The organism is Streptomyces sp. NBC_01445 (assembly GCF_035918235.1).
In the GTDB taxonomy this organism is placed as follows: Bacteria; Actinomycetota; Actinomycetes; order Streptomycetales; family Streptomycetaceae; genus Streptomyces.
Window position 1 is genome coordinate 5,140,904 of record NZ_CP109485.1, and the last position, 21,860, is coordinate 5,162,763.

The following is a 21,860-nucleotide window of genomic DNA, read 5'->3' on the forward strand; positions in this document are numbered from 1 at the left end:
GTCGCTCAGTTCGACAGGTCCCGGCGGCGCAGGCCCGTCAGGCCCGCCGCGACGAAGACCACCGCGATCGCCGTCAGGGTCAGGACCGGGGTCCAGGCCATGTCGCCGCCCGGCAGCTTCGGCAGATGGCCGAACGGGGAGAGGTTCATGACCGACTGCGGGAGGTCGAAAGCCGGGCCGATCCAGCCGATCAGGAGCGCGATGCCCGCGACGGCCCAGGCCGCCACCGCCGCCCTCGGGAACACTCCGAACAGCAGCACCGCGAGGCCCCCGATGACCCAGATCGCGGCGAGCTGCGTGACGCAGGCGCCCAGGACGGGGCCGAAGCCCTCCCCGTAGCCGATCCCGAGGCCGAGGCCGCCGATCACCATGATCAGCGCGGCCCCGCCGAACGCGATGACCAGATGGCCCGCCGCCCACCGCAGCCGGCCGACCGCCGCCGCGAGGAGCGGCTCGGCGCGCTGCGAGGTCTCCTCGCCGCTGAGGCGGAGGACCGACGACACGATGTAGAGCGCGGCGACCATGCCCAGCATGCCGACCATCGTGGCGAGGAACGCGTCCGTGACACCGGACTGGCCGCCCATCCGCTCGATGATGTCGCGCGTCTTCTGGTTGTCGCCGACGAGATCGGTCGCGCCCTGCGTCATCCCGCCGAACGCGATACCGGCGACGAGGAACCCGGCGCTCCACCCGAACACGGTGCCGCGCTGGAGCCGCCAGGCGAGCGCGCCCGCCGTGCCGAGCCGGCCCTCGGCGGGTCCGGGGCGGCTCGGCAGGAAGCTCATCCCGATGTCTCGCCGCCCCGCGAGCCCGTACGCGACCACACCCTGCGCGGCGACGCCCGCCACGAACAGGAGCAGCACCCACCAGCGCTCGTCCGCGAACGCCCGCGTGTTCTCCAGCCACCCGAGCGGCGACAGCCAGGTCAGTGCCGACGAACCCTCCGCCGTCCCGGAGTCCCCGGCCGCGCGCAGCACGAACGCCAGGCCGAGCACCGCCGACGTGAGGCCCTTGGCGAGGCGCGCGCTCTCCGTGAGCTGCGCGACGATCGCCGCCGTCGTGGCGAACACCATGCCGGTCGCCGCGATCGCGAGCCCCAACGCCAGGGCCCCGCCGCCTCCTTGGGAGGCGAGGCCGCCCGCGACCAGCAGGGCGGTGGCCGCGTTGGCGACGAGCGCCGCGAGCAGCGCGGCGGTCAGCGGGGCGCGTCGCCCCACCATCGCCGACGACACCAGTTCCTGCCGCCCGCTCTCCTCCTCGTCACGGGTGTGCCGTACGACGATGAGCAGGCTCATGATGGCGGCGAACAGCCCGCCGTAGACGCCGATGCGCCACGCGGTGAGTCCGCCGATCGAGTCGGCGAACACCGGACCGTACAGAGCGCGCATCGAGCTGTTCGTGACCATCGACTGCGCGAGGTCGGCGCGCTCGGCGGCGGTGCTGTACACGCTCTTCAGCGAGCCCGGCATCGACAGGACCATCATGAGGATGACGGCCACCCATACGGGGATCATGACGCGGTCGCGGCGCAGCGCGAGCCTCAACAGGGTTCCTGTGCCCGCGAGTTGGCGCGCTCCGGCGGCGCGGGGGACGAATCGCGTGTCGGCCACGGCGGCGGTCATCGCGACATCGCCCCTTCGACTGCGGCGCCGTGTGCACCATCGTCCTGGTAATGCCGCAGGAACAGCTCCTCCAGCGTGGGCGGGGTGCTGGCGAGCGACCGTACGCCGGAGCCGGTGAGCGAGCGGAGCACCGCGTCGAGCTTGTCGCTGTCGACCTGGAGCTTGACGCGCAGGCCCTGGACGTCCAGGTCGTGCACGCCGGGGAGCTGGGCGAGTCCGTTGGGCGCGGAGGCCAGTTCGGCGGTGACGCTGGTGCGGGTCAGGTGCCGCAGCTGGCTGAGCGAGCCGGTCTCGACCGTACGGCCCTTGCGGATGATGCTGATCCGGTCGCAGAGCGACTCGACCTCGCTGAGGATGTGCGACGACAGCAGCACGGTCTGGCCCCGCTCGCGGGCGGACTCCTTGACGCACTCCTGGAAGACCTCCTCCATCAGCGGGTCGAGGCCGGAGGTCGGCTCGTCGAGGATGAGGACATCGACGTCGGACGCGAACGCGGCGACCAGGGCGACCTTCTGCCGGTTGCCCTTGGAGTAGGTGCGGCCCTTCTTGGTCGGGTCGAGCTCGAACCGCTCGATCAGGTCCGCCCGGCGCGCCTTGTCGAGGCCGCCCGCCCGTCGCCCGCCATGCAGCCGCCCGTAGAGGTCGATCACCTCGCCGCCGCTGAGGTTGCGCCACAGCGTGACGTCGCCCGGCACGTACGCGACCTTGCGGTGCAGGGCGACGGCATCGGCCCAGGGGTCGCCGCCGAGCAGCTGCACCGCGCCGGAGTCGGCGCGCAGCAGGCCGAGCAGGACGCGGATGGTGGTGGACTTCCCGGCGCCGTTGGGGCCGAGGAAGCCGTGCACCTCGCCGGCCTCGACATCCAGATCGAGGCCGTCCAGAGCATGCGTCTTGCCGAACGACTTGTGCAGTCCGGAGACGGTCATTGCCTTCGTCATGTTTCAGAACGTACGCTACTTTCACAAACTTGTGAAGTTAAGGAAGCGTATAAACTTGAGGCTGCACGTCACCCAGGGGAGATGATCGGGACATGAGCGCGACGAAGGACGGCGACGGCGCCACCGGGGCGGACCAGGACGGCGCCGAGGCGGCGGTGTCACGCTTCGTGGAGCGGTTCGCCGCGGAGATGACCGAGGCCGGGATGCAGCGGATGGCCGCCCGCGTCTTCGCCTCGCTGCTCGCCTCCGACGAGAGCGCGCTGACCTCCGCCGAGCTCTCCGAACGACTGCAGATCAGCCCGGCGGCGGTGTCCGGGGCCGTGCGCTATCTGACGCAGGCGGGCATGGTCGGCCGCGAGCGGGAGCCCGGCTCGCGCCGCGACCGCTACCGGCTGCACAACGACCTGTGGTTCGAGACGTTCACCCGCCGCGACCAGCTCCTCGCGCGCTGGGAGAGGGTCCTGCGCGACGGGGTGGAATCACTGGGCCCGGACAGCCCCGCGGGCCTGCGCATCGCCGAGACGGCGGCGTTCATGGAGTTCCTGGACGGCGAGCTGAAGGGGCTGATGAAGCGGTGGCACGCACACCGCGAGACGCTCGACCTCGGCCCCCGGAGCTGATGACCCCCTCGGTACGCCGACTGCTTACGCGGGCCTGACCAGCCGCGCCTCGTACGCGAAGACCGCCGCCTGGGTGCGGTCCCGCAGGCCCAGCTTCACGAGGACGCGGCTGACGTGGGTCTTGATGGTCGATTCGGCGACGACGAGCCGTTCGGCGATCTCCGCGTTCGACAGGCCCTGGGCGATCAGGACCAGCACCTCCGTCTCGCGCTCCGTCAGCTCGCCGAACGCCCCCGGGTTCGCCACCGCCGGCAGCTTCGGGACCTCGGAGAGCTTGGAGAACTCCGTGATCAGGCGGCGGGTGACCGAGGGGGCGAGTAGCGCCTCGCCCTCGGCCACCACCCTTACCCCGTCGGCCAGTTGGCGGGCCGAGGCGTCCTTGAGGAGGAAGCCGGAGGCGCCCGCGCGCAGCGCCTGGTAGACGTACTCGTCGAGGTCGAAGGTGGTCAGGACGAGCACCTTCGCGCTGCGGTCCATGGCGGCGATCTCGCGGGTGGCCTCGATGCCGTTCAGCTCCGGCATGCGGATGTCCATGAGGACGACGTCCGGGGAGAGTTCACGGACCCGGGCGACGGCCTCGCGGCCGTTGACGGCCTCGCCGACGACCTCGATGTCGGGCATCGCGTTGAGCAGCACCGAGAAGCCCTCGCGGACCATCATCTGGTCGTCGGCGATCAGTACGCGGATGGTCATGCGGGGTCTCCCGACTGGTCCGTCGTCGGCTGCGGCGCGGGCTCCGGTGTCGCCACCGGCACGAACGCCGCCACCTCGTAGCCGCCGTCCGCCGTCGGGCCGGCCGTCATCTCGCCGCTCAGCATCGCGATGCGCTCCCGCATGCCGGTGATCCCGTGGCCCGCGCCCGGCGAGGGCTTGACCAGGCCGGTCGGCGGGCCGTTCACGATGCGCAGGCCGAGCCCCCCGAGGACGTACGACACCTCGACGCGCGCCTCGGCGCCGGGCGCGTGCCGCAGCGCGTTGCTCAGCGCCTCCTGCACGATGCGGTACGCCGACAGCTCGACGCCCTGCGGCAGGTCACGGACCGCGCCGGTGACCGTCTGGCCGACCCGGAGCCCGGCCTCCCCGACGTTCTCCAGGAGCCGGCCGAGGTCCGCGAGCGTGGGCTGCGGGGCGTCGGGCGCCTCATAGTCCTCGGCCCGTACGACGCCCAGGACGCGACGCAGCTCGGTGAGCGCCGCCACCGCGTTCTCGCGGATCGTGACGAACGCCTGCTCCAGCTCCGGGGGCGGGTTCTCCACACGGTAGGGCGCGGCCTCCGCCTGGATCGCGACGACCGACATGTGGTGCGCGACGACGTCGTGCAGTTCGCGGGCGATGTTCGTGCGCTCCTCCAGGAGCGTGCGCTTGTCCCGCTCCACCGCCGTGACCTGGCGCTGCGCGGTCATCTCCACCTTCGCCTCGCGCCTGACGTGCACCGACGTGGTGACGAGGAGGGCGAGCGCGGAGACGAAGAGCATCGGCGCGGTGTCCGGGTCCATGCTGTACCAGAAGACCGACGCGAAGAAGCCGAAGGCGGCCGTGCCCGCCCACATCCAGGCCGCCGTGCGGGGCCGGGTCCTGGCCGCGACCACCGTCATCACGACGAGGTGCGCGAAGAACCCGGCGGGCGCCCACGGAGCGCCGAATCCGTCCCCTCCCATGATCGCGACGAACGGCGTCGACACGAGGGATATCCACCATGCCCCGACCGGCCTGATCAGCGTCATCGCCACGGCGAGTGCCGGGATGAACCCGGACAGCGCGTGGATCACGTCGCCGCCCATCGCGTCACCGGCGGCGAATGCGATCAGCAGCGTGAACAGGGCGGCGCCCAGGACCACGGCGTGCGGAGTCCACACCGCGTAGCGGCGCAGCCGCTCCGGCAGCCGCCCGATCAGCGGGCCGTCCGGGGAGCACGGCGGCAGCGGACGGTAGGCGAAGGGATCCTTGAACAGGTCCTGCCGCAGGCCGCTCAGCGCGCCGGCGGCGAGACGGTACTCGGGGCTGCGGCTCTTGGCCCCCGTCGGCATCGTCTGGGTCTGGGTTTCGGTCACGTACAGCACCGTAAGCGGCGGCCCGCCCCGAAGGCGTCCCACGGGAGGAGGGTCCTGGGCCCTCCGTCGCAGGTACTACACGCTCCCGCCAGGGCCGGGCGTCGTCACCACGCCAGCTGGGCGATCTCCTCAGCCACCACGGCGCACGCGTCCGCGGCGGGGTCGATCAGCGGGAAGTGGCCGACGTCCTCCAGGAGCGTGAGTCCCACTACCTCGCCCGCCTTCGCCGCCGCGTCCGCGTAGGCCTCCGCGACCGCGTACGGCACCGTCGTGTCCGCCCGTCCCTGCACCAGCGTCGTCGCGATGCCCGTGGGAAGCAGCGCGGCCGGGTCGGCGTACGGCAGGCGCTCCTCGAACACGGCCTTGCCGCCCAGGAATTGGGCGGGTGCGCCGGAGCAGACGTCGAGGTCGCGGGCCGTCACGAAGTCGGCGATCGGGGCGAGCGCGACGACGCCGCGCAGCGGTGCGGGGGCGGCGGTGCGCCAGGGCGCGTCCTCGGGCAGCAGATGCCGCGCGGCGGCCCACAGAGCGAGCTGCCCGCCGGCCGAGTGCCCCACGACGACGGTGCGCCGCGGGTCACCCTGCGGCAGCACTTCCCGTACGAGGCCGGGGAGCGCGTCGAGAGCGGCGGCGATGTCGTCGAACGTCTCCGGCCACCGCCCCGCCACCGGAGCGGTACCGCCCTGCTGGGGCAGTGAACTGCCGCGCCGGTACTCGACGTTGGCGACCGCGAAGCCGCGCCGCGCGAGGAAGTCGGCGAACGGCGTGAGGTGCTGCCGGTCGTAGGGCGCGCGCCACGCGCCGCCGTGCAGGAGCACCACCAGGGGCGCGGATTCCGCGCCGTCGCGGGGCGCGTAGAGGTCGACGACCTGGTCCGGGTGATCCCCGTACGCGGCGGTGACGTCTGGCGGGACCACGGGGTGCGAGAAGGCCGATGCCTCTTCGGCCTCGTCGCGGGCGGCGGCGTCGTCCGGCATGCTCCAACCTCTCAGCGTCACGGCGGAATTGGAAAGTATGCGGACGCTACCAGGCCGGTGACGTGGGCGGACACACACCGTAACCGGATAAACGGTTCCCCTGTGCCGTTACCCTGACCGTATGCCCGAACAAGCAGAGCCCGGGACCGCCCCTTCGGACCCCGGCACCGCGCAGGCGGAGCCCGGCACCGTCCGTCCCGGCGGGCGCACGGCGCGGGTGCGCGCCGCCGTCCTCGACGCCGCCGGTGACGTGCTCGCCGAACAGGGCTTCGCCCATCTCGACCTGGCGGACGTCGCGCGGCGCGCGGAGGTCGGCAAGACGACGGTGTACCGGCGCTGGGGCTCGGTCACGGGGCTCGTCGCCGATCTGCTCGCCGACATGGCCGAGCAGTCGCTGCCGCGCACCGACACCGGGACCCTGCGCGGCGACCTGCGGGCCAACGCCCGCCTGGTGCGGCGCGCGTTGGCCGACCCCCGCCAGGGCGCCCTGTTCCGGGCCGTCATCGCCGCCGCGACCTGCGACGAAAAGACGTCGGCGGCGCTACGCCGCTTCTACGAGGTACGGGTCACCGAGTGGGCTCCGTGCGTGGAACAGGCCGTGCGGCGCGGCGAGTTGAGGGCCGGCACGGACGCGGCGGCCGTCGTGCGGGCCGTGTCCGCGCCCCTGTACTACCAGCTCCTGACGGCCGGATCCGCGCCGACCGAAGCCGACGCGGACCAGGCCGCCGACGCCGCCGTCGCGGCGGCGGAAGCGGGCGTCTACACCACCTGAGGCGCGTCTACGCCGCCGCGGCCGCCAGCTGATCCGCGAGGACCCGCGCGGCCCGCTCCACCTCGGCGAACCCGAGATACAGCGGGGTGAAGCCGAACCGGAGCACGTCGGGCGCGCGGAAGTCACCGACCACACCCACCGCGATCAGCCGCTCCATGACGGCCCCGGCGTCGTCGGCACGCAGCGCCACCTGGCTGCCGCGCTCGGCGTGCGCCGCCGGCGTCACCGACTCGACCCGCCCCGCGGGCACATACGCCTCGACGCACTCCAGGAAGAAGTCCGTCAGCGCGAGCGACTTGGCGCGCACCGCGTCGACCGACACCCCGTCCCAGACGTCGAGCGCCGCCTCCAGGGCGAGCATGGACAGGATGTCGGGGGTGCCGACCCTGCCCCGCACCGCCCCGTCCCCGGCCTCGTACGAGGGCCGCATCCCGAACGGCTCGGCGTGCGAGTTCCACCCCGGCAGCGGGGAGTCGAAGCGGCTCTGCAGATCACTGCGCACATACAGGTACGCGGGTGAACCCGGGCCGCCGTTCAGGTACTTGTAGGTGCAGCCGACCGCGAGGTCGACCCCGTGCCGGTCGAGCCCGACCGGCAGCGCGCCCGCGCTGTGGCACAGGTCCCAGACGGACACGGCGCCCGCCGCGCGCACCGCGGCAGTCAGCGCGGGCAGGTCGTGCAGGCGGCCCGTGCGGTAGTCGACGTGGTTGAGGAGCACCGCGGCCGTACGGTCGCCGAGCGCGCCCGGGACCTCCGCCGGGGTCAGCGGACGCAGCGTGCAGCCCGTCATCCGGGCGGCGGACTCGGCGATGTACCCGTCCGTCGGGAACGTCGTCGCGTCGACGAGGATCTCGTCGCGCCCCTCACCGGCCAGGCGCACCGCGCCCACCAGCGCCTTGAACACATTGACGCTGGTCGAGTCGCCGACGACGATCTGCCCCTCGGCGGCGCCGACGAGGGGCGCAATCCGGTCGCCGATCCGCTCCGGCGCCGTCCACCAGCCCGACTCGGTCCAGGAACGGATGCGCAGCTCGCCCCACTGCCGGCGCACGACGTCCTCGACGCGCCCCGGCACCTGCGCGGGGAGCGCGCCGAGCGAGTTGCCGTCGAGGTACACGCTGTCGCCGGTGTCGTCCAGGACGAAACGCTCGCGCAGCTTGCCCAGCTCGTCGGCGGCGTCCAGCTCCAGCGCCTTACCGGCAAGCGCAGTGACGTCAGACATGGGACCTCGCTGTCCACAGCTCGGGGAACACGTTCTTCTGCGCGCGCTTCTCCAGCCAGGCCACGCCCGCGGAGCCGCCCGTGCCCGTCTTGGCGCCCATCGCCCTGCGGGTCGCCACCAGATGGTCGTTGCGCCATCGCCACACCAGCTCGGCGACGTCGGTGAGGGCCTCGCCGAGGCGGGCGAGCTCGTCGCCCTCGTCACCGGCGTACAGCGCGGTCCACACGGCCTCGACCTCGGGGGACGGCTCGTACCTCTGCGCCACGTCCCGCTTGAGCACGGCCTCGGGGACGGCGTGGCCGCGGCGGGCCAGCAGCCGCAGCACCTCGTCGTACAGGCTCGGCTCCTCCAGGGCCTTCTCCAGCTCCGCGTACACGCGCGGCGCGCCCCGGTGCGGGACGAGCATGGAGGCGGACTTCTCGCCGAGCAGGAACTCCATGCGCCGGTACATCGCCGACTGGAAGCCGGAGCCCTCGCCGAGGGCGGCCCGGTAGGAGTTGAACTGCGCGGGGGTCAGCTGGCCGAGCGGGCGCCACGACGCGTTCAGCGCGTCCAGCTCGCGCACGGAGCGCTTCAGGGCGGCCACCGCGGTCGGCACGTCGTCGCCGCGCAGGGCCCGCGCCGCGGTCTCCCACTCGTGGACGATGACCGTGAACCACAGCTCCATCACCTGGGTCGTGACCAGGAAGACCATCTCTCCGGGGTCGTCGGAGCGGGTGTGCTGGAGGTGGGTGAGGACGTCGGCCTGGACGTAGTCCTCGTAAGGGGTGGTTCCCGCAAAGTCGAGATACGGCGTCTCTGGCTCGTTCGACTCGTGAGCCTCGTGGGACATCGCTGTCTCCTTGAACGTACTCCGGGTAGCGGTCCGCCCCTGCCGAATTCCGGCACGGGGGCCCCGGTCCCCACCGGCATCCTCCGCAATCGTCCCCCGAAACGGCAAGGCCCGCCCGGTCACATCGTCACGGGCGGGCCTGGAGGAAGTGCGGAAATCTAGCCCAGGGTCTGGGCCGCGGCGGGCGAGGAGTCCTTGAGGAACTGCGCGCAGCGCTCGTACTCCGCCTGCTCGCCGATGGACTGCGCGGCGCGCGCGAGGGCGTGCAGGGCACGCAGGAAGCCGCGGTTCGGCTCGTGCTCCCACGGCACCGGGCCGTGGCCCTTCCAGCCCGCGCGGCGCAGGGAGTCCAGGCCGCGGTGGTAGCCGGTGCGGGCGTACGCGTACGACTCGACGACGCTGCCGCGCTCGTACGCCTCGTCGGCGAGACGCGCCCAGGCGAGGGAGGAGGTCGGATACTTCGCGGCGACATCGGCGGGCGCCGTGCCGCTCGCGAGCAGCTCGCGCGGCTCCGGGTCGTCGGGCAGCTCGGTCGGGGGCGGTCCCCCGAGAAGGTTCTCGTGAAGGCTCATGGGTTCCAGTCTGCGCCATGACCGGGGGTGTGTTCCATGCCGGTGATCGCGAGCCTGCCCAGCGCCCGCACCAGCGCGTCCGCGCCCGCCTCGGCCTTGGCGCGCGGGCAGCCGACGTTCAGGCGGACGAATCCGGGCGCCCCGTAGGTGGCGCCCGGCATGATCGCCACGCGCTCCCGCTCGACGAGCTCCCGCTGGAGCGCGTCGTCGTCGACGCCGAGGGGGCGCAGATCGATCCAGGCGAGATAGCCGGCCTGCGGCGGCCGCCACCCGAGCCCGGGGAACGCGGCGTCCAGCCGCTCCGCGAGCATCGCCAGGTTCCCGTGCGTGTACTCCCGTACGCCGTCCAGCCACGCCCCGCCCTCGCGGTACGCGGCGATGTGCGCGGTCAGCGACAGGACGGCCGGCGAGGCGAGGCCCTCCGCGGTGTCCATGCGCCGCACGAACTCGGCGTGGTCGTCCGGATCGCCGACGAAGCCGTAACTCCCGCTCAGGGCAGGGAAGTTGAAGGCCTTGGTGGCGGAGGTGACGAGCGCCCAGCGCAAGCCCTCGCCGTACGGTGTCCACGGGCGGTGGACGTGGCCGGTGTGCGTGAGGTCGGCGTGGATCTCGTCGCTGATGACGGCGACCGAGTGGCGCCGGGCGAGGTCCGCGATCCGGGTCAGCTCGGCGTCCGTCCACACCTTGCCCGTGGGGTTGTGCGGCGAGCACAGGATCAGGACCCGGCTGTCGGGCCGCGCCAGCTCCCGCTCCAGACCCGCCCAGTCGTCGACACCGGCGGTGCGCATCTCGCGGCCGAGCCCGGTGACCGCCTTGCGGAAGCCGTCGTACGTGGGGGTGTGCAGGACGACGCCGTCGCCGGGCCGCGTCCACATGCGCAGGAGCTGGGCTATCTGGTTGAGCACGGACGGGGCGTACACGAGCCCGTCCACGTCGACCTCGGTGCCGTACCGGGTCGCGAACCAGTCGCGCACGGCGCCGCGGAAGTCGTCGTGCCGCCAGTCCGTGTACCCGAACACGCCGTGCGCGAGCCGGGACCCGAGCGCCGCGAGGACCTCGGGCGCGCAGGCGAAGTCCATGTCGGAAATGGTGAACGGCAGCAGATCGGGCACCGCGAACCGGTCCGCGACCCCGTCCCACTGGACGCACCACGTGCCGCGCCGGTCGACCGGGGTGTCGAAGTCGTAGCGCACAGTCATCTCCCTCGGGGTACGCCGGAGGCCCGGCACCCCAGGAGGGATGCCGGGCCCCGGTGACCAGCCTCGTACTACTTGAGCTTCGTGCCCGTGGAGCGCAGGTTCGCGCAGGCCTCGGAGACGCGCTTGGCCATGCCCGCCTCGGCGGACTTGCCCCAGGTGCGCGGGTCGTACTGCGACTTCACGCCGACCTCGCCGTCGACCTTCAGGACGCCGTCGTAGTGGCGGAACATGTGGTCCGCGACCGGACGCGTGAAGGCGTACTGGGTGTCGGTGTCGAGGTTCATCTTCACGACGCCGTTCTCCAGCGCCGTCGCGATCTCCTGCTCGGTGGAGCCGGAGCCGCCGTGGAAGACGAAGTCGAACGGCTGCGACCCGGCCGTCTTGCCGAACTTGGCGCCGACGCCCTCCTGGAGGTCCTTGAGGAGCTCCGGACGCAGGACGACGTTGCCCGGCTTGTACACGCCGTGCACGTTGCCGAAGGACGCGGCGAGCAGGTAGCGGCCCTTCTCGCCCAGGCCCAGGGCCTCGGCGGTGCGGATCGCGTCGTCGACGGTCGTGTACAGCTCGTCGTTGATCTCGTGGCTGACGCCGTCCTCCTCGCCACCGGTCGGGGTGATCTCGACCTCGAGGATGATCTTCGCGGCGGCGGCCTTCGCCAGCAGCTCCTGGCCGATGGCCAGGTTGTCGGCGAGGGTCTCCGCGGAGCCGTCCCACATGTGGGACTGGAACAGCGGGTTGCGGCCGGCCTTGACGCGCTCGGCGGAGATGTCGAGCAGCGGGCGCACATAGCCGTCCAGCTTGCCCTTGGGGCAGTGGTCGGTGTGCAGCGCGACGGTGACGTCATACTTCTCGGCGATGATGTGCGCGTACTCGGCGAGGGCCACGGCACCCGTCACCATGTCCTTGTTGTACTGGCCGCCCAGGAACTCCGCACCACCGGTGGAGATCTGGATGATGCCGTCGCTCTCGGCCTCCGCGAAGCCGCGCAGCGCAGCGTTCAGGGTCTGCGAGGAGGTCACGTTGATGGCCGGGTAGGCGAACTTGCCGGCCTTCGCCCGGTCCAGCATCTCGGCGTAGACCTCGGGAGTTGCGATGGGCATGTGTCCGCTCCTTGGGATGTGCGGGTGTGTGCTGTCAGACCCTGACCTGGGGCCTCTCGTCTGGATCGGCCCCGGATGGCGACGTCATCGTCGCCCCCATCTTTCCAGACTTGCCGGACAGCTCCAGTACTGGTCGCGTACTGGGTCCGGCCCGTTGTCGACCGGCCTCAGTCGAGGCCCAGTTCGTCCTTGCCGTACGCGAACAGGTAGGGCACCCCGGCGCCCTCGGTGATCTTCTCGGCGGCACCGGTGGCGCGGTCCACGATCGTGGCGACGCCGACGACCTCGGCACCGGCCTCGCGCACTGCCTCGACGGCGGCGAGCGGGGAGCCGCCGGTGGTGGAGGTGTCCTCGACGACGAGCACGCGGCGGCCCCTGATGTCCGGGCCCTCGACGCGGCGCTGCATGCCGTGCGCCTTGGCGGCCTTGCGGACCACGAAGGCGTCGAGGCGCTCGCCCCGGGCGGCGGCCGCGTGCAGCATGGCGCCGGCGACCGGGTCGGCGCCCATCGTCAGGCCGCCCACGGCGTCGAAGTCGAGGTCGGCGGTCAGGTCGAGGAGCACCTGGCCCACCAGCGGGGCGGCCTCGCCGTCGAGGGTGATGCGGCGCAGGTCGATGTAGTAGTCCGCCTCCAGACCGGAGGAGAGAGTCACCTTGCCGTGCACCACGGCCTTGTCCTTGATCTGCTGGAGAAGCGCGTCGCGCACGTCGTTCGTCATGGCTAAGAGCTTAGAGCGCCCGCCACGTCCAGGTGGTCGACGCCTCAAGGGGCTCCACCGGGGTGACGAGGCGTGGCAGCGTGTTCAGACCGTCCGGCGGGCCGGTCTGCGGCTCCACGCACACGGCCGCCTCCTGCTCGTCGTAGACGACGACCCACTGCTCCCGGCTCGCGATCCTGACCTCAAGCTGCTGCGGCCAGGTCAGGGTCACGTCGACGCCGTCGGGCATGCCGAAGCAGTCGTCCCAGGGGCCGCCGGTGCGGTCGATCCGCTTGCCGGTGGGGAGGTGGTCGTCGCCGCGCTCCTCCTGCCAGGCCGGTGAGAACTCGACGTGCGCGCCGTCGGCGGAGCCGTCGAGGGTCCGGTTGAACCAGGGGTGCCAGCCGGCCTGCGCGGGAAAGGAGTCGCCGTACGTCTCGATGCCGAGCGTCAGCGTGAGCGAGTCCTCGGCGAGGCGCACCATCTGCGTGACGCGCCCGGTCCAGGGCCAGGGCTCGGCGAGGTCGTACGTGAAGACGGCCTCGTCGGCGCTCGCGCGGGCGGTCGTCCACTCGGCGTCGCGGGCGAAGCCGTGGATGGCGTGGGGCGGCGAGTTCAGGGGCATCTGGTACGTCTGCCCGCCGTCCCGGAACCTGCCGTCCCTGATACGGCCGCACCACGGCACCATCGGGAAGCAGCCGTACCGCTCCCCCTGCCGGAGGAGTTCGGTGCCACCGATCCGCAGGCTGCTCACGCGGCAGCCGTTGCCCGGCTGCACGGTCACTTCCGCGTCACCCGCGGTCAGCGTCGTTTCCTGGGTAGTCACGGGCCGACCTTACGTTTCGATCAGCGCCGGCGGCGCAATACCCGGCCGACGACGATCGCGGACGCGACCACGAGGGCGGCGGCGGGCGCGGCCCAGCGCAGGGTGGCGGTGGCCGCCGTGGTCTCGGGCGCGGGCACGGGGGCGTACCGGCCGCGCGGCGGCGCGTGGTCTACCTCCTCGGCGCTGCGGCCGATCATGGTGCGGCGCGCGTGGGCGGCCTCGGCGGGGGGCGCTTCGGAGTCGAACCCGGCCTCCTCTGGGGCAGCCTCGGCGAAGGGGGCGAGCGAGGGCGGCGGGATCTCGGTCTCGAAGACGGAGGTGTGGTCCTCGTCCTCGGCGTCCGTGTCGGTGGCGTCCGCGGCGTCTGCGGCGTCTGCGGCGTCCGCCGTGTCCTCGGCGGAGTCTCCCGCAGGGGCCGCGTCCTGTGCCCCCGGGTCCGTCCCCGGTTCCGCCGCCGTGCCGAGCGCCTCCGCGAAGCGGCTCAGGAGACGGCGCACCGCGGACTGCACGGCGTCCTCGGAGAGTTCGGCGACCCGGCCGTCCCCGCTGCCGGACGCGACGAACGTGACGTTCGAGCCGCCGGACGCGGCGGCGACCCGCACCGTCACCGCGAACTTCACGGACCCGGTGCCGCGCGCCTCGGTGCCGTCGCCCTCGACCGCGAACGCCCCGGTCTCCGTCTCGGTGACGCGCAGGGAGCCGCGGTAGGTGATGGTGTGGCCGCCGATGCGGAGCTTCAGCCGGCCGCCGTCGCCGGAGGCCTCCCGCTGAAGCCCGGGCACCGCCCTCGCCACCAACTCGGGGGCTGCCAGCGCGCCCCTCAACGACTCCGCCGGAACCGGAACGAACACCTCATGCTCCATGCCGCCCGAGCCTACCCACGCCCGGCCCCACGCGTCCCGTGTTCGGCCCGTACTCAGTCGGCGTACCGCGGATGAACCAGGGTCGACGGCGCGAGTCCGGTGATCCTCGAGCGCTCCGCCGCCCGCACCTGCTCGCGCGGCACGGCCCCCTCCGGCAGCGGTCGCGGGCCCGCGAGCTCGAACCCCCAGTCGCTGGGCGCCCGCGTCCCGTCGAGCGTCCGGTCGGGCCCGTCGGCGATCCCGGTGAGCCGGTCCCACGCCCCGTGCTGCCGCCCGGCCGGGGCCGGCGGTTCGCCCGTGCCCACCCAGTACGGCACCGTCCGCAGGCCCGCCGCGCGCAGCGTCGTGTCGACCGTCCAGAACACGCGGGGCCGCGACGACAGCGACCCGGCGTGCACGGCCAGCCGCCCGTCCGGCGCGAGGACCTGGGCCGCCAGGCCGTAGAACTCCTGCGAGTACAGCTTCGTGCTGGCCGTGATCCCGGGGTCGGGCAGATCGGAGATCACGACGTCGTACGGGGTGTGGGGCCCGCGCAGCCATTGGAAGGCGTCCCCGGTCACGGCCCGCACGCGCCGGTCCTCGTACACGTGCCCGTTGAGCGCGCTGAGCGGCGGATCGTTTCTGGCGAGGCGTACGACGCCCGGGTCGATCTCGACGATGTCCACCTGCCGCACCCCGGGGAAGCGCAGGACCTCGCGGGCGGCGAGGCCGTCACCGCCGCCGAGGATGAGCACGCGCGCGTGCGGCCCGGTCATCGCGGGCCGCACCAGGCCCTCGTGGTAGCGCTGCTCGTCCCGGCCGCTGACGCGCAGGCGCCCGTCGAGGTAGAGGTCGAGCGGCTCGTGCCTGCCGCCGGTGAGGACGACCTCCTGTACGCCGGTCTGGACGGCGACGCGTACGTCCCTGCCGTACATGGCCTGCCGGGCGGCCCGCTCGAAGTCGTCCACGCGGGCCGCGGCGCAGGCGAGCAGGCCGAGCACGACGACGTTCGCCACGAGCAGCGTCCAGCGGCCCCGGCGCGTCAGGTCCCTGCGGAACAGGCCGAGTACGAGGGCGCCACCGGCGAGCGCGTTGACCGCGCCGGTCAGCAGCGCGCCCGTCAGCTGCCCGAGCATCGGCAGCAGAAGGAAGGGAAAGGCGAGCCCGCCGACGAGCGCGCCCACGTAGTCGGCGGCGAACAGGTCGGCGACGGCGCCGCCGGGGTCCTGCCGCCTGATCCGCTGGATGAGCACCATCAGGAGGGGCACTTCGGCGCCGATGAGCACACCGATGGCGAGGGAGAACCCGACGAGCATGTAGCGCGAGCCGCCCGCCCAGGACCCGCCCCAGTCGCCGGTCCACGCGAACACCGCGTACAGCGCCATCGCGCTGCACCCGCCGACCAGCGCGAGCGCGGCCTCGACCGCGCCGAACCCGGCGGCGGCACGCAGCCGCAGCCGCTTGGCCCCGAGCGAGCCGATGCCCATGGCGAAGACCATCACGGACAGCACGACGGACGCCTGGGTGACGGAGTCGCCGATCAAGTACGAGGCGAGCGCGACCAGTTCGAGTTCGTACACGAGTCCGCAGGCCGCGCAGAGGAAGACGCCCGCGAGGACGAGGAACCGCCCCGTCGCCGGTTTCACGGGAAGGGGCGCCACGGGAAGGGGCGCCCTGTCCTCCTCGCTCCGGGCGCGCGGGACGCCGGTCTGGACGGGGGTGCGCGGCTCGATCACCTTGCGAACGCTACGTCACCACACCACTCCGCCCAGTCACCCACACGTGTGGAAGTGGGTCCGCGCGCGCATGAGTTGCAGCCCATGGCGTCACAGCACCGCAGCCGGGGTCCGCACGCCCACCCGGGTCCGGGTGACGACGAGTTGACCCTCCTGCGGATAGGCGTGCCAGGTACGCCAGTGCACCTGGCCCTCCTGCCGGTGGGCGAGCAGTGCGGTGAAGGCGTGCGGGCTGCCGGGGAACACCCCGGCGAGACCGTTGGGATGGTCGGACACCAGCGCGATGAGCTCCTGGGCGCGGCCCGCGAACGAGCCCTTCGAGAGGGTCTCGACGTGTGCCGCGAATTCGTACTCCCAGTCGCCCATGCGCTTGGCGACGCCGAGCGGCAGCGGGGTGCTGCTGCCCGGGATACAGGCGACGGTCTCGGAGCAGGTGCCGCGCTCCTCCTCCAGGAGTACCTGGTGCGAGGCGCCGAGGAGCCTCAATTGGAGCTGGGCACCGGCGAGTTCGAGGTCGAGCGTGGCGAGCGCGGGCAGCGGTTCGCGGCCGAGAGCCCAGGCCAGGTCGTCCGCGCGCGTGTCGGTGTAGGCGGTGTTCAGGGTCGTGAGCATGGGTCGGCTCCGCTAACACGCAAAAGGAGGTGAGGCCGGCGCTGAAGGGGGAGGGCCGGCACGTGCCCACGCGAACACACGAGGGCCGCTTTGACGGTTAAGAGAGAATCATGAACAGTGGCGCCGCAACAGGGTTTTTACCCAACTTCGCCGGGTTTCCATCCCCTCCGGGGACCCCACAGCTCAACTGTTCAACTTCTCTCGGCAACTTGCGTACCGTTCCCGCGCAACGGACCTTTCCGGGCGCATATGGCGCCCCGTTCGTCGCACGTCTCTCCGGCTGGCTCACACATACGTACGGCCCACGCGGACCGGCTGCCCCGTGTCAGCCGCCTCCCTGTGAGCCGTACGTGTCCTCGTGGCGCGGTCAGCTTCCGCCGCCGCACCCGCCCCCGCCGCCGCAGGAGGACCCGCCGCCGCAGGAGCTGCCGCCCCCGCACGAGGATCCGCCGCCGCAGGAGTGCCCGTGGTGTCCGCCGGAGCTGCCCGACGAGCAGGAGGCCCCGCCCGCCGCACCGCCGCCGCCGGCCCACCAGCTGCCGCGGGAGCGGGACGACCGGCCCTTGCTCAGTGACGTCTTCCCGCTCCGCGCCTTGCCCGAGCCGCCTGCGGACGACACGGCCACGACGATGCCCACGATCACAAGTACAAAGATGATGGCTCCGATGATCACGGCCCTCACCTTCCTCTCATTCCCCCGAGAACGCCCCCGTCGGGCGTGATTCGGGGATTCCCGGACCCGCGCCCCGTCAAAGCAGAGTTGAGGAACTCCAGAGGTTTCCCCTTCCGCGAAAGTCCCCGGCCTGCACCGGAAGCAGAACCAGGGGCGATCGGCGGTCGATCGGGCCGTCTATGGGCCGTGATCTTCGACGTGGGGCATCCCGAGGGCCCCGTCTCAATGGCTCGCCGGGACCGCTCGCGACTGTCGGGCATCAGGTGGGCGTACACCCGAAGGGTCATGGCCGGGTCGGCGTGTCCCATGTACTCGCGGGCACGGTAAGAGCGGCTAATGAGGCCCTGCCGGTGCGGCGTTGCGTGACTCACTGATCGTTTCAGAACGTGGACACGGCGTCATCTGAGGGCGCCCGGCCCGTGCCGCGCGCTCGCCGCCTCGGCCGTGAAAATCACTGTCCGATTGTCGGAACACGGTGATAGAGAGTCCATGTGACAACGACACTTACGTTCCCCGTTCTGTTGCGACTGATCGACGAACGGTCGAGCGCCTTCCGCGCCGCGGTCGCCTCCGCGCCAAGCCTCGACGTACAGGTGCCGACCTGCCCCGAGTGGACGCTGTTCGATCTGGCGCAGCACATCGGCGAGGGGCGCCGCGCCTGGGCCGCCACCGTCGCCGCAGGGCCTGCTCCGGCCAAGTCCGCAGCGGAGGGCGCCCCGGCTGCGCCTCGGGAGCGCGAGGCCCTGCTGGCCTGGTTGGCGGAGTCCACGGAGCAACTGCTGGACGCATTGCGGGAGGCCGGCCCGGATCGCGGTTGCTGGACGTGGTGGGGTGCGTCCCAGTCGCCGCAGACCTGTGGCGCCGTCGCCCGGCACCAGCTCCAGCAGATCGCGGTGCACACCTACGACGCCCAGGTCACTGTGGGTGCCCCGGAGCCGCTGCCGGATGAGGTGGCACTCGACGGTGTCGAGGAGTTCCTGTTCACCTGCGTCGCAACGACGGGTGCCTGGCCGCACAAGCCCACTGCCTTCGACTTCCACGCCACCGAGGGCCGTTCCTGGCGCCTCACGGTCGACGGCGACGGCGCACGCTCCACCCGTATCTCCGCGCCCGGCACGACGCCTGTCGCCGCTGCCGACGAGGGCCCGAACGCGGCTGGCGTCTCCGTTCGCGGCACGGCCAGTGAGCTGGTTCTCTTCGTGTACGACCGTATCCCGGCGGACTCCCTGCAGATCGAGGGAGACGCAGGTCTGTTCGACCTGCTCCGCGCGTGGGACCCGGAGGAGTAGGACGGGTGCTGTAGAGCGGCGAAGTAAGCCTTGCCAAGACTGAGAAGTGGGTCGACGCGCGGGAGGGCGACTTCCTGCACGTTCCGCTCGAGGGGCACACCGCGACACCCCCGCTCGGGCCGTCTCTGGGCCGTGCGGGGATGCTCAACGATGACAGACGACGACGGTCGACGACGGCTCTTCCCCTGCTCAGAGACGGTGCTTCGGGTACCGGCCCAGGTGCTCATCAGTGGAGCAGAGTTGAGGAACTCCAGAGGTTCGGCGCAGGATGGCGGCCATGACCTCCAGCGCGCGCCCCCTGCTCAACCGCCGTCTCGCCGAGTTCGGGACCACGATCTTCGCGGAGATGTCCGCGCTGGCCACGGCGACCGGCTCGATCAACCTCGGCCAGGGCTTCCCCGACACGGACGGCCCCGAGGAGATCCGCGAGGCGGCCGTGCGGGCGCTGCGCGACGGCCGCGGCAACCAGTACCCGCCGGGCCCCGGCGTCCCCGAGCTGCGCACCGCGATCGCGGCCCACCAGGAGCACCGCTACGGTCTGACCTTCGACCCGGACCGCGAGGTCCTCGTCACGGCCGGCGCCACCGAGGCCATCGCCGCCTCGCTGCTCGCCCTCGTGGAACCCGGCGACGAGGTCGTCGCGCTGGAGCCGTACTACGACTCGTACGCGGCCAGCATCGCGCTGGCGGGCGGCACCCGCGTCCCCGTCACCCTGCGCCCCGACGGCGGCGCCTTCCGCCTCGACCTGGACGAGCTGCGCGCCGCGGTCACCGACCGCACCCGCCTCCTTCTGATCAACACCCCGCACAACCCGACCGGCACCGTCCTCACCCGCGAGGAGCTCACCGCGATCGCGGCCCTCGCCGTCGAACGCGACCTCCTGGTGATCACGGACGAGGTGTACGAGCACCTGACGTTCGGCGACGCCGGGCACATCCCGCTCGCCACGCTCCCCGGCATGCGCGAGCGCACGGTGACCATCGGGTCGGCCGGCAAGACTTTTTCGTTCACGGGCTGGAAGGTCGGCTGGGTGACCGCGGGCCCCGAACTGGTCACCGCGGTCCGCTCGGCGAAGCAGTTCCTCACCTACGTCGCGTCCGGCCCCTTCCAGTACGCGATCGCCGAGGCGCTCTCGCTGCCGGACTCGTACTACGACGCCTTCCGCGCCGACATGAGCGCCAAGCGCGACCTGCTCGCGGACGGTCTCGCGGCGGCGGGCTTCGAGGTGTTCCGGCCCGCGGGCACGTACTTCGTCACCACCGACATCCGCCCGCTCGGCGAGAGCGACGGCTTCGCGTTCTGCCGCGCGCTGCCCGAACGCGCGGGCGTCGTCGCCATCCCGAACGCGGTGTTCTACGACCACCGCGACGCGGGCGCCCCCTTCGTACGGTTCGCGTTCTGCAAGCGGATCCCGGTGCTCGAAGAGGCGGTCGACCGCCTCAAGAAGCTCGCCTGAGGCCGGCCGGGCCCCGCTTCCCGAGGAGTGACGCGATGCGCGCGTGATCCAAATGGGACGGTTGTGACCGTACCCACGCGCGGCTCTTCGTCATACCCTTGCTGGCTCGGGCAGCGACAGTACGACCGCTGCCGCGGGACGCGTGAGGGGGACACGTGGAAGTGGCTCGACCAACTGCGGACATCCATCCGGCGGACGCCACCCGGTGGCAGAACCGCTCCGACGGCCATGCCTGAGCGCCCGTCCCCGTACCCGGCCTTTCCCGCGAGCGAAGAGCAGCTCGTGGAGGCGCTGATGCGGGTGTCCGTCATGGAGGAGCGGCTCAGCCGCAGGATGTGCGTCGAACGGGCGCTCCACCGGCTCGGACAGCGCCTGTCCGTGACCGAGTTCGGCGAGAAGAAGCCGCACATCGTCGAAATGGTCCGGGTGTTCGGCGCAGTGCCTCACGGCTGGCTCCGGCTGGTGGAGGCCGTCCGGTATCTGGCGGACGACGATCTGGCCTCGCTCCAGGCGTCCGCCCTCGTGGAGTCGCCACTGCCGCCGGCAGGCGACCCGGCGCAGCGGGCCGCGCTCGACCCGCTCCTGAGCGGCCTCGACCGGGGCTCCGTCCCGGAGCTCGCCGACCTCTTCCGCCATGTGGCCGGGGACAGCTTCGGGCCGCTGCCGAGGACGACCAGCACGGCACGCGAGGCGTACGAGCTCCTGGAGCAGTGCAACGTTCCCCCGGACGGGATACCGAGGAGCGTGCGCTTCCTGAACGAACTGGCGTATCTGGTCGGCCCGGAGCGCGGCGACCCGCTCAGGGTCTGGCTCAGCAGCCACATCCGCTCCCTCGCCGCCCCCGGAGTCGAGGGGCAGCGCCTGCTCGACGCCGTCCGCACCTCCACCGGGACCTGGCGAAGAGACCCCGGCCGTGAAGCCTTCCTGGTGATCCGGCTCCAGCCGTTGACCGAGTCACCCGACCGTGTCGCACTCACCTGCTGGACGAGCACCGGCAACGCCTGGGAGCCGCGCCAGCGGGACGACCGGGAACTGCGCCTGACGGAGGTGCCCGACTGGGTCGCCACCCTCGTCGACCGGGAGGAAGAGCGGCTGCGCAACCACCACGGCGGCATCGTCGTCGAGTTCATCCTCTCCCTGGCGATGGCGAACACACCGGTGGAGGACTGGACCCGGCCGACCCCCTTCGGGCCGCGGCAGCCCGGCCTCGGCAGATCGACCCCGTACACCCCTCCGCTGGGCATGGACTACAAGGTCGTCATACGCAGTCTGGAGCGGATGGAAGCACGCCAGGTGCACCGGGTGTGGAACGCGCGCTGGGAGGTACTGAGGAGCGGGGGCGAGGGGCGCGTGCACCGGTGCGAAACCGGCGCCGGATCCCAACAACAGGTGCTCTACGCCAAGTTGAAGCACAATCAGGCCATTGTGCTGATGACTCTGGGGTCGTCACCGGACGAGGAACACGGGCTCAGCGAGCTGACGCTCGGCCTCCAGGCGGGCCTGCCGGTGCTGCTCTGGGCTCACCAGGGACCGCTCGACGACAGCGAACACGCGGAACTCCACAGGGTCGCCGAAACGGGTGCCTGGGACGACTTGTTGGAGACCGTCACGCGCTTGCGCTTCTCTCCCGGAACACGCGACGATGGGACAGAGGGTTCCATCGACTCTCGTATCGCTGTGCTGTGGGACGATCCGAGCCGCCTTCCCGAAGTACCGGAATCAGCGAGTTGAACTTCCAGTCCAACCAGGTGTTCGGGACAGGGCAGTTGGGGAGTACGGACGTGCACCGACCGGGCACGAACCAGGGTGAGGGGGAACGGTCG

At 72.1% G+C, this 21,860-nt stretch carries 21 protein-coding genes; 5 read left to right on the forward strand and 16 right to left on the reverse strand.

Annotated features, from left to right (window positions below):
- Nucleotides 1-5: 5 nt before the first annotated feature.
- Together OG574_RS23495 and OG574_RS23500 are read right to left on the reverse strand one after the other, a co-directional pair.
- Nucleotides 6-1,622, reverse strand: coding sequence for an ABC transporter permease (locus OG574_RS23495; RefSeq protein ID WP_326774816.1), 1,617 nt, complete (start codon nucleotides 1,620-1,622; stop codon nucleotides 6-8).
- Nucleotides 1,619-2,560: an ABC transporter ATP-binding protein gene (locus OG574_RS23500; RefSeq protein WP_326774817.1), complete on the reverse strand. Its 942-nt coding sequence runs from the start codon at nucleotides 2,558-2,560 to the stop codon at nucleotides 1,619-1,621. The genes OG574_RS23495 and OG574_RS23500 overlap by 4 nt, the downstream gene beginning before the upstream one ends.
- Before the next feature lie 92 nt (nucleotides 2,561-2,652).
- Here OG574_RS23500 and OG574_RS23505 point away from each other — a divergent pair, with 92 nt between their 5' ends.
- Nucleotides 2,653-3,180: a GbsR/MarR family transcriptional regulator gene (locus OG574_RS23505; RefSeq protein ID WP_326774818.1), complete on the forward strand. Its 528-nt coding sequence runs from the start codon at nucleotides 2,653-2,655 to the stop codon at nucleotides 3,178-3,180.
- 24 nt (nucleotides 3,181-3,204) lie between these two features.
- On the opposite strand, the gene OG574_RS23510 is transcribed toward OG574_RS23505, so the two are convergent.
- The 3 genes from OG574_RS23510 to OG574_RS23520 form a co-directional block, all read right to left on the reverse strand.
- A complete protein-coding gene (locus tag OG574_RS23510; RefSeq protein WP_326774819.1) occupies nucleotides 3,205-3,873 on the reverse strand; it encodes a response regulator transcription factor in 669 nt (222 codons plus the stop codon).
- Nucleotides 3,870-5,231 (reverse strand): sensor histidine kinase, encoded by a 1,362-nt coding sequence (locus tag OG574_RS23515; RefSeq protein ID WP_398378749.1) that lies wholly within the window; start codon nucleotides 5,229-5,231, stop codon nucleotides 3,870-3,872. Before OG574_RS23515 ends, OG574_RS23510 begins: the two co-directional genes overlap by 4 nt.
- A gap of 104 nt (nucleotides 5,232-5,335) precedes the next feature.
- A complete protein-coding gene (locus tag OG574_RS23520) occupies nucleotides 5,336-6,208 on the reverse strand; it encodes an alpha/beta hydrolase (protein ID WP_100596400.1) in 873 nt (290 codons plus the stop codon).
- A 121-nt stretch (nucleotides 6,209-6,329) separates the two neighbouring features.
- Here OG574_RS23520 and OG574_RS23525 point away from each other — a divergent pair, with 121 nt between their 5' ends.
- Nucleotides 6,330-6,980 (forward strand): TetR/AcrR family transcriptional regulator, encoded by a 651-nt coding sequence (locus OG574_RS23525; RefSeq protein WP_326774820.1) that lies wholly within the window; start codon nucleotides 6,330-6,332, stop codon nucleotides 6,978-6,980.
- Nucleotides 6,981-6,987: 7 nt separating this feature from the next.
- Here the strand turns inward: OG574_RS23525 and kynU are convergent, their stop codons facing one another.
- The 11 genes from kynU to OG574_RS23580 form a co-directional block, all read right to left on the reverse strand.
- Nucleotides 6,988-8,202, reverse strand: coding sequence for a kynureninase (gene kynU, locus OG574_RS23530; RefSeq protein ID WP_326774821.1), 1,215 nt, complete (start codon nucleotides 8,200-8,202; stop codon nucleotides 6,988-6,990).
- Nucleotides 8,195-9,034, reverse strand: coding sequence for a tryptophan 2,3-dioxygenase family protein (locus OG574_RS23535; RefSeq protein WP_326774822.1), 840 nt, complete (start codon nucleotides 9,032-9,034; stop codon nucleotides 8,195-8,197). Before OG574_RS23535 ends, kynU begins: the two co-directional genes overlap by 8 nt.
- Nucleotides 9,035-9,192: 158 nt before the next feature.
- The gene (locus OG574_RS23540) at nucleotides 9,193-9,606 is read right to left on the reverse strand and encodes a DUF3151 domain-containing protein (RefSeq protein ID WP_100596404.1); all 414 of its coding nucleotides are present in this window, start codon (nucleotides 9,604-9,606) and stop codon (nucleotides 9,193-9,195) included.
- The gene (locus OG574_RS23545) at nucleotides 9,603-10,805 is read right to left on the reverse strand and encodes a MalY/PatB family protein (protein ID WP_326774823.1); all 1,203 of its coding nucleotides are present in this window, start codon (nucleotides 10,803-10,805) and stop codon (nucleotides 9,603-9,605) included. Before OG574_RS23545 ends, OG574_RS23540 begins: the two co-directional genes overlap by 4 nt.
- A 68-nt stretch (nucleotides 10,806-10,873) precedes the next feature.
- Nucleotides 10,874-11,905: a class II fructose-bisphosphate aldolase gene (gene fbaA / locus OG574_RS23550; protein WP_266672663.1), complete on the reverse strand. Its 1,032-nt coding sequence runs from the start codon at nucleotides 11,903-11,905 to the stop codon at nucleotides 10,874-10,876.
- Nucleotides 11,906-12,072: 167 nt separating this feature from the next.
- Nucleotides 12,073-12,624 carry an orotate phosphoribosyltransferase gene (gene pyrE, locus OG574_RS23555; RefSeq protein WP_326774824.1) on the reverse strand — a complete coding sequence of 184 codons (552 nt, stop codon included), beginning with the start codon at nucleotides 12,622-12,624 and terminating at the stop codon, nucleotides 12,073-12,075.
- Nucleotides 12,625-12,634: 10 nt separating this feature from the next.
- Nucleotides 12,635-13,429 carry an aldose epimerase family protein gene (locus tag OG574_RS23560; RefSeq protein WP_326774825.1) on the reverse strand — a complete coding sequence of 265 codons (795 nt, stop codon included), beginning with the start codon at nucleotides 13,427-13,429 and terminating at the stop codon, nucleotides 12,635-12,637.
- A gap of 20 nt (nucleotides 13,430-13,449) precedes the next feature.
- On the reverse strand, nucleotides 13,450-14,292 hold the full coding sequence (locus OG574_RS23565; protein WP_326774826.1) for an SRPBCC domain-containing protein: 843 nt from the start codon (nucleotides 14,290-14,292) through the stop codon (nucleotides 13,450-13,452).
- A 53-nt stretch (nucleotides 14,293-14,345) separates the two neighbouring features.
- Nucleotides 14,346-16,007 carry a polyamine aminopropyltransferase gene (locus tag OG574_RS23570; RefSeq protein ID WP_398378754.1) on the reverse strand — a complete coding sequence of 554 codons (1,662 nt, stop codon included), beginning with the start codon at nucleotides 16,005-16,007 and terminating at the stop codon, nucleotides 14,346-14,348.
- Between the two features lie 90 nt (nucleotides 16,008-16,097).
- Nucleotides 16,098-16,619 carry a DUF2617 family protein gene (locus OG574_RS23575; RefSeq protein ID WP_326774827.1) on the reverse strand — a complete coding sequence of 174 codons (522 nt, stop codon included), beginning with the start codon at nucleotides 16,617-16,619 and terminating at the stop codon, nucleotides 16,098-16,100.
- Nucleotides 16,620-16,986: 367 nt separating this feature from the next.
- Nucleotides 16,987-17,292, reverse strand: coding sequence for a hypothetical protein (locus OG574_RS23580; protein ID WP_326774828.1), 306 nt, complete (start codon nucleotides 17,290-17,292; stop codon nucleotides 16,987-16,989).
- 491 nt (nucleotides 17,293-17,783) lie between these two features.
- Here OG574_RS23580 and OG574_RS23585 point away from each other — a divergent pair, with 491 nt between their 5' ends.
- From OG574_RS23585 to OG574_RS23595, 3 genes are all read left to right on the forward strand, one after another.
- Nucleotides 17,784-18,581, forward strand: a complete 798-nt coding sequence (locus tag OG574_RS23585; protein ID WP_326774829.1) for a maleylpyruvate isomerase family mycothiol-dependent enzyme — start codon at nucleotides 17,784-17,786, stop codon at nucleotides 18,579-18,581.
- Nucleotides 18,582-18,849: 268 nt separating this feature from the next.
- A complete protein-coding gene (locus OG574_RS23590) occupies nucleotides 18,850-20,037 on the forward strand; it encodes a pyridoxal phosphate-dependent aminotransferase (protein WP_326774830.1) in 1,188 nt (395 codons plus the stop codon).
- Between the two features lie 228 nt (nucleotides 20,038-20,265).
- On the forward strand, nucleotides 20,266-21,768 hold the full coding sequence (locus tag OG574_RS23595; RefSeq protein WP_326774831.1) for a VMAP-C domain-containing protein: 1,503 nt from the start codon (nucleotides 20,266-20,268) through the stop codon (nucleotides 21,766-21,768).
- Nucleotides 21,769-21,860 lie beyond the last annotated feature (92 nt).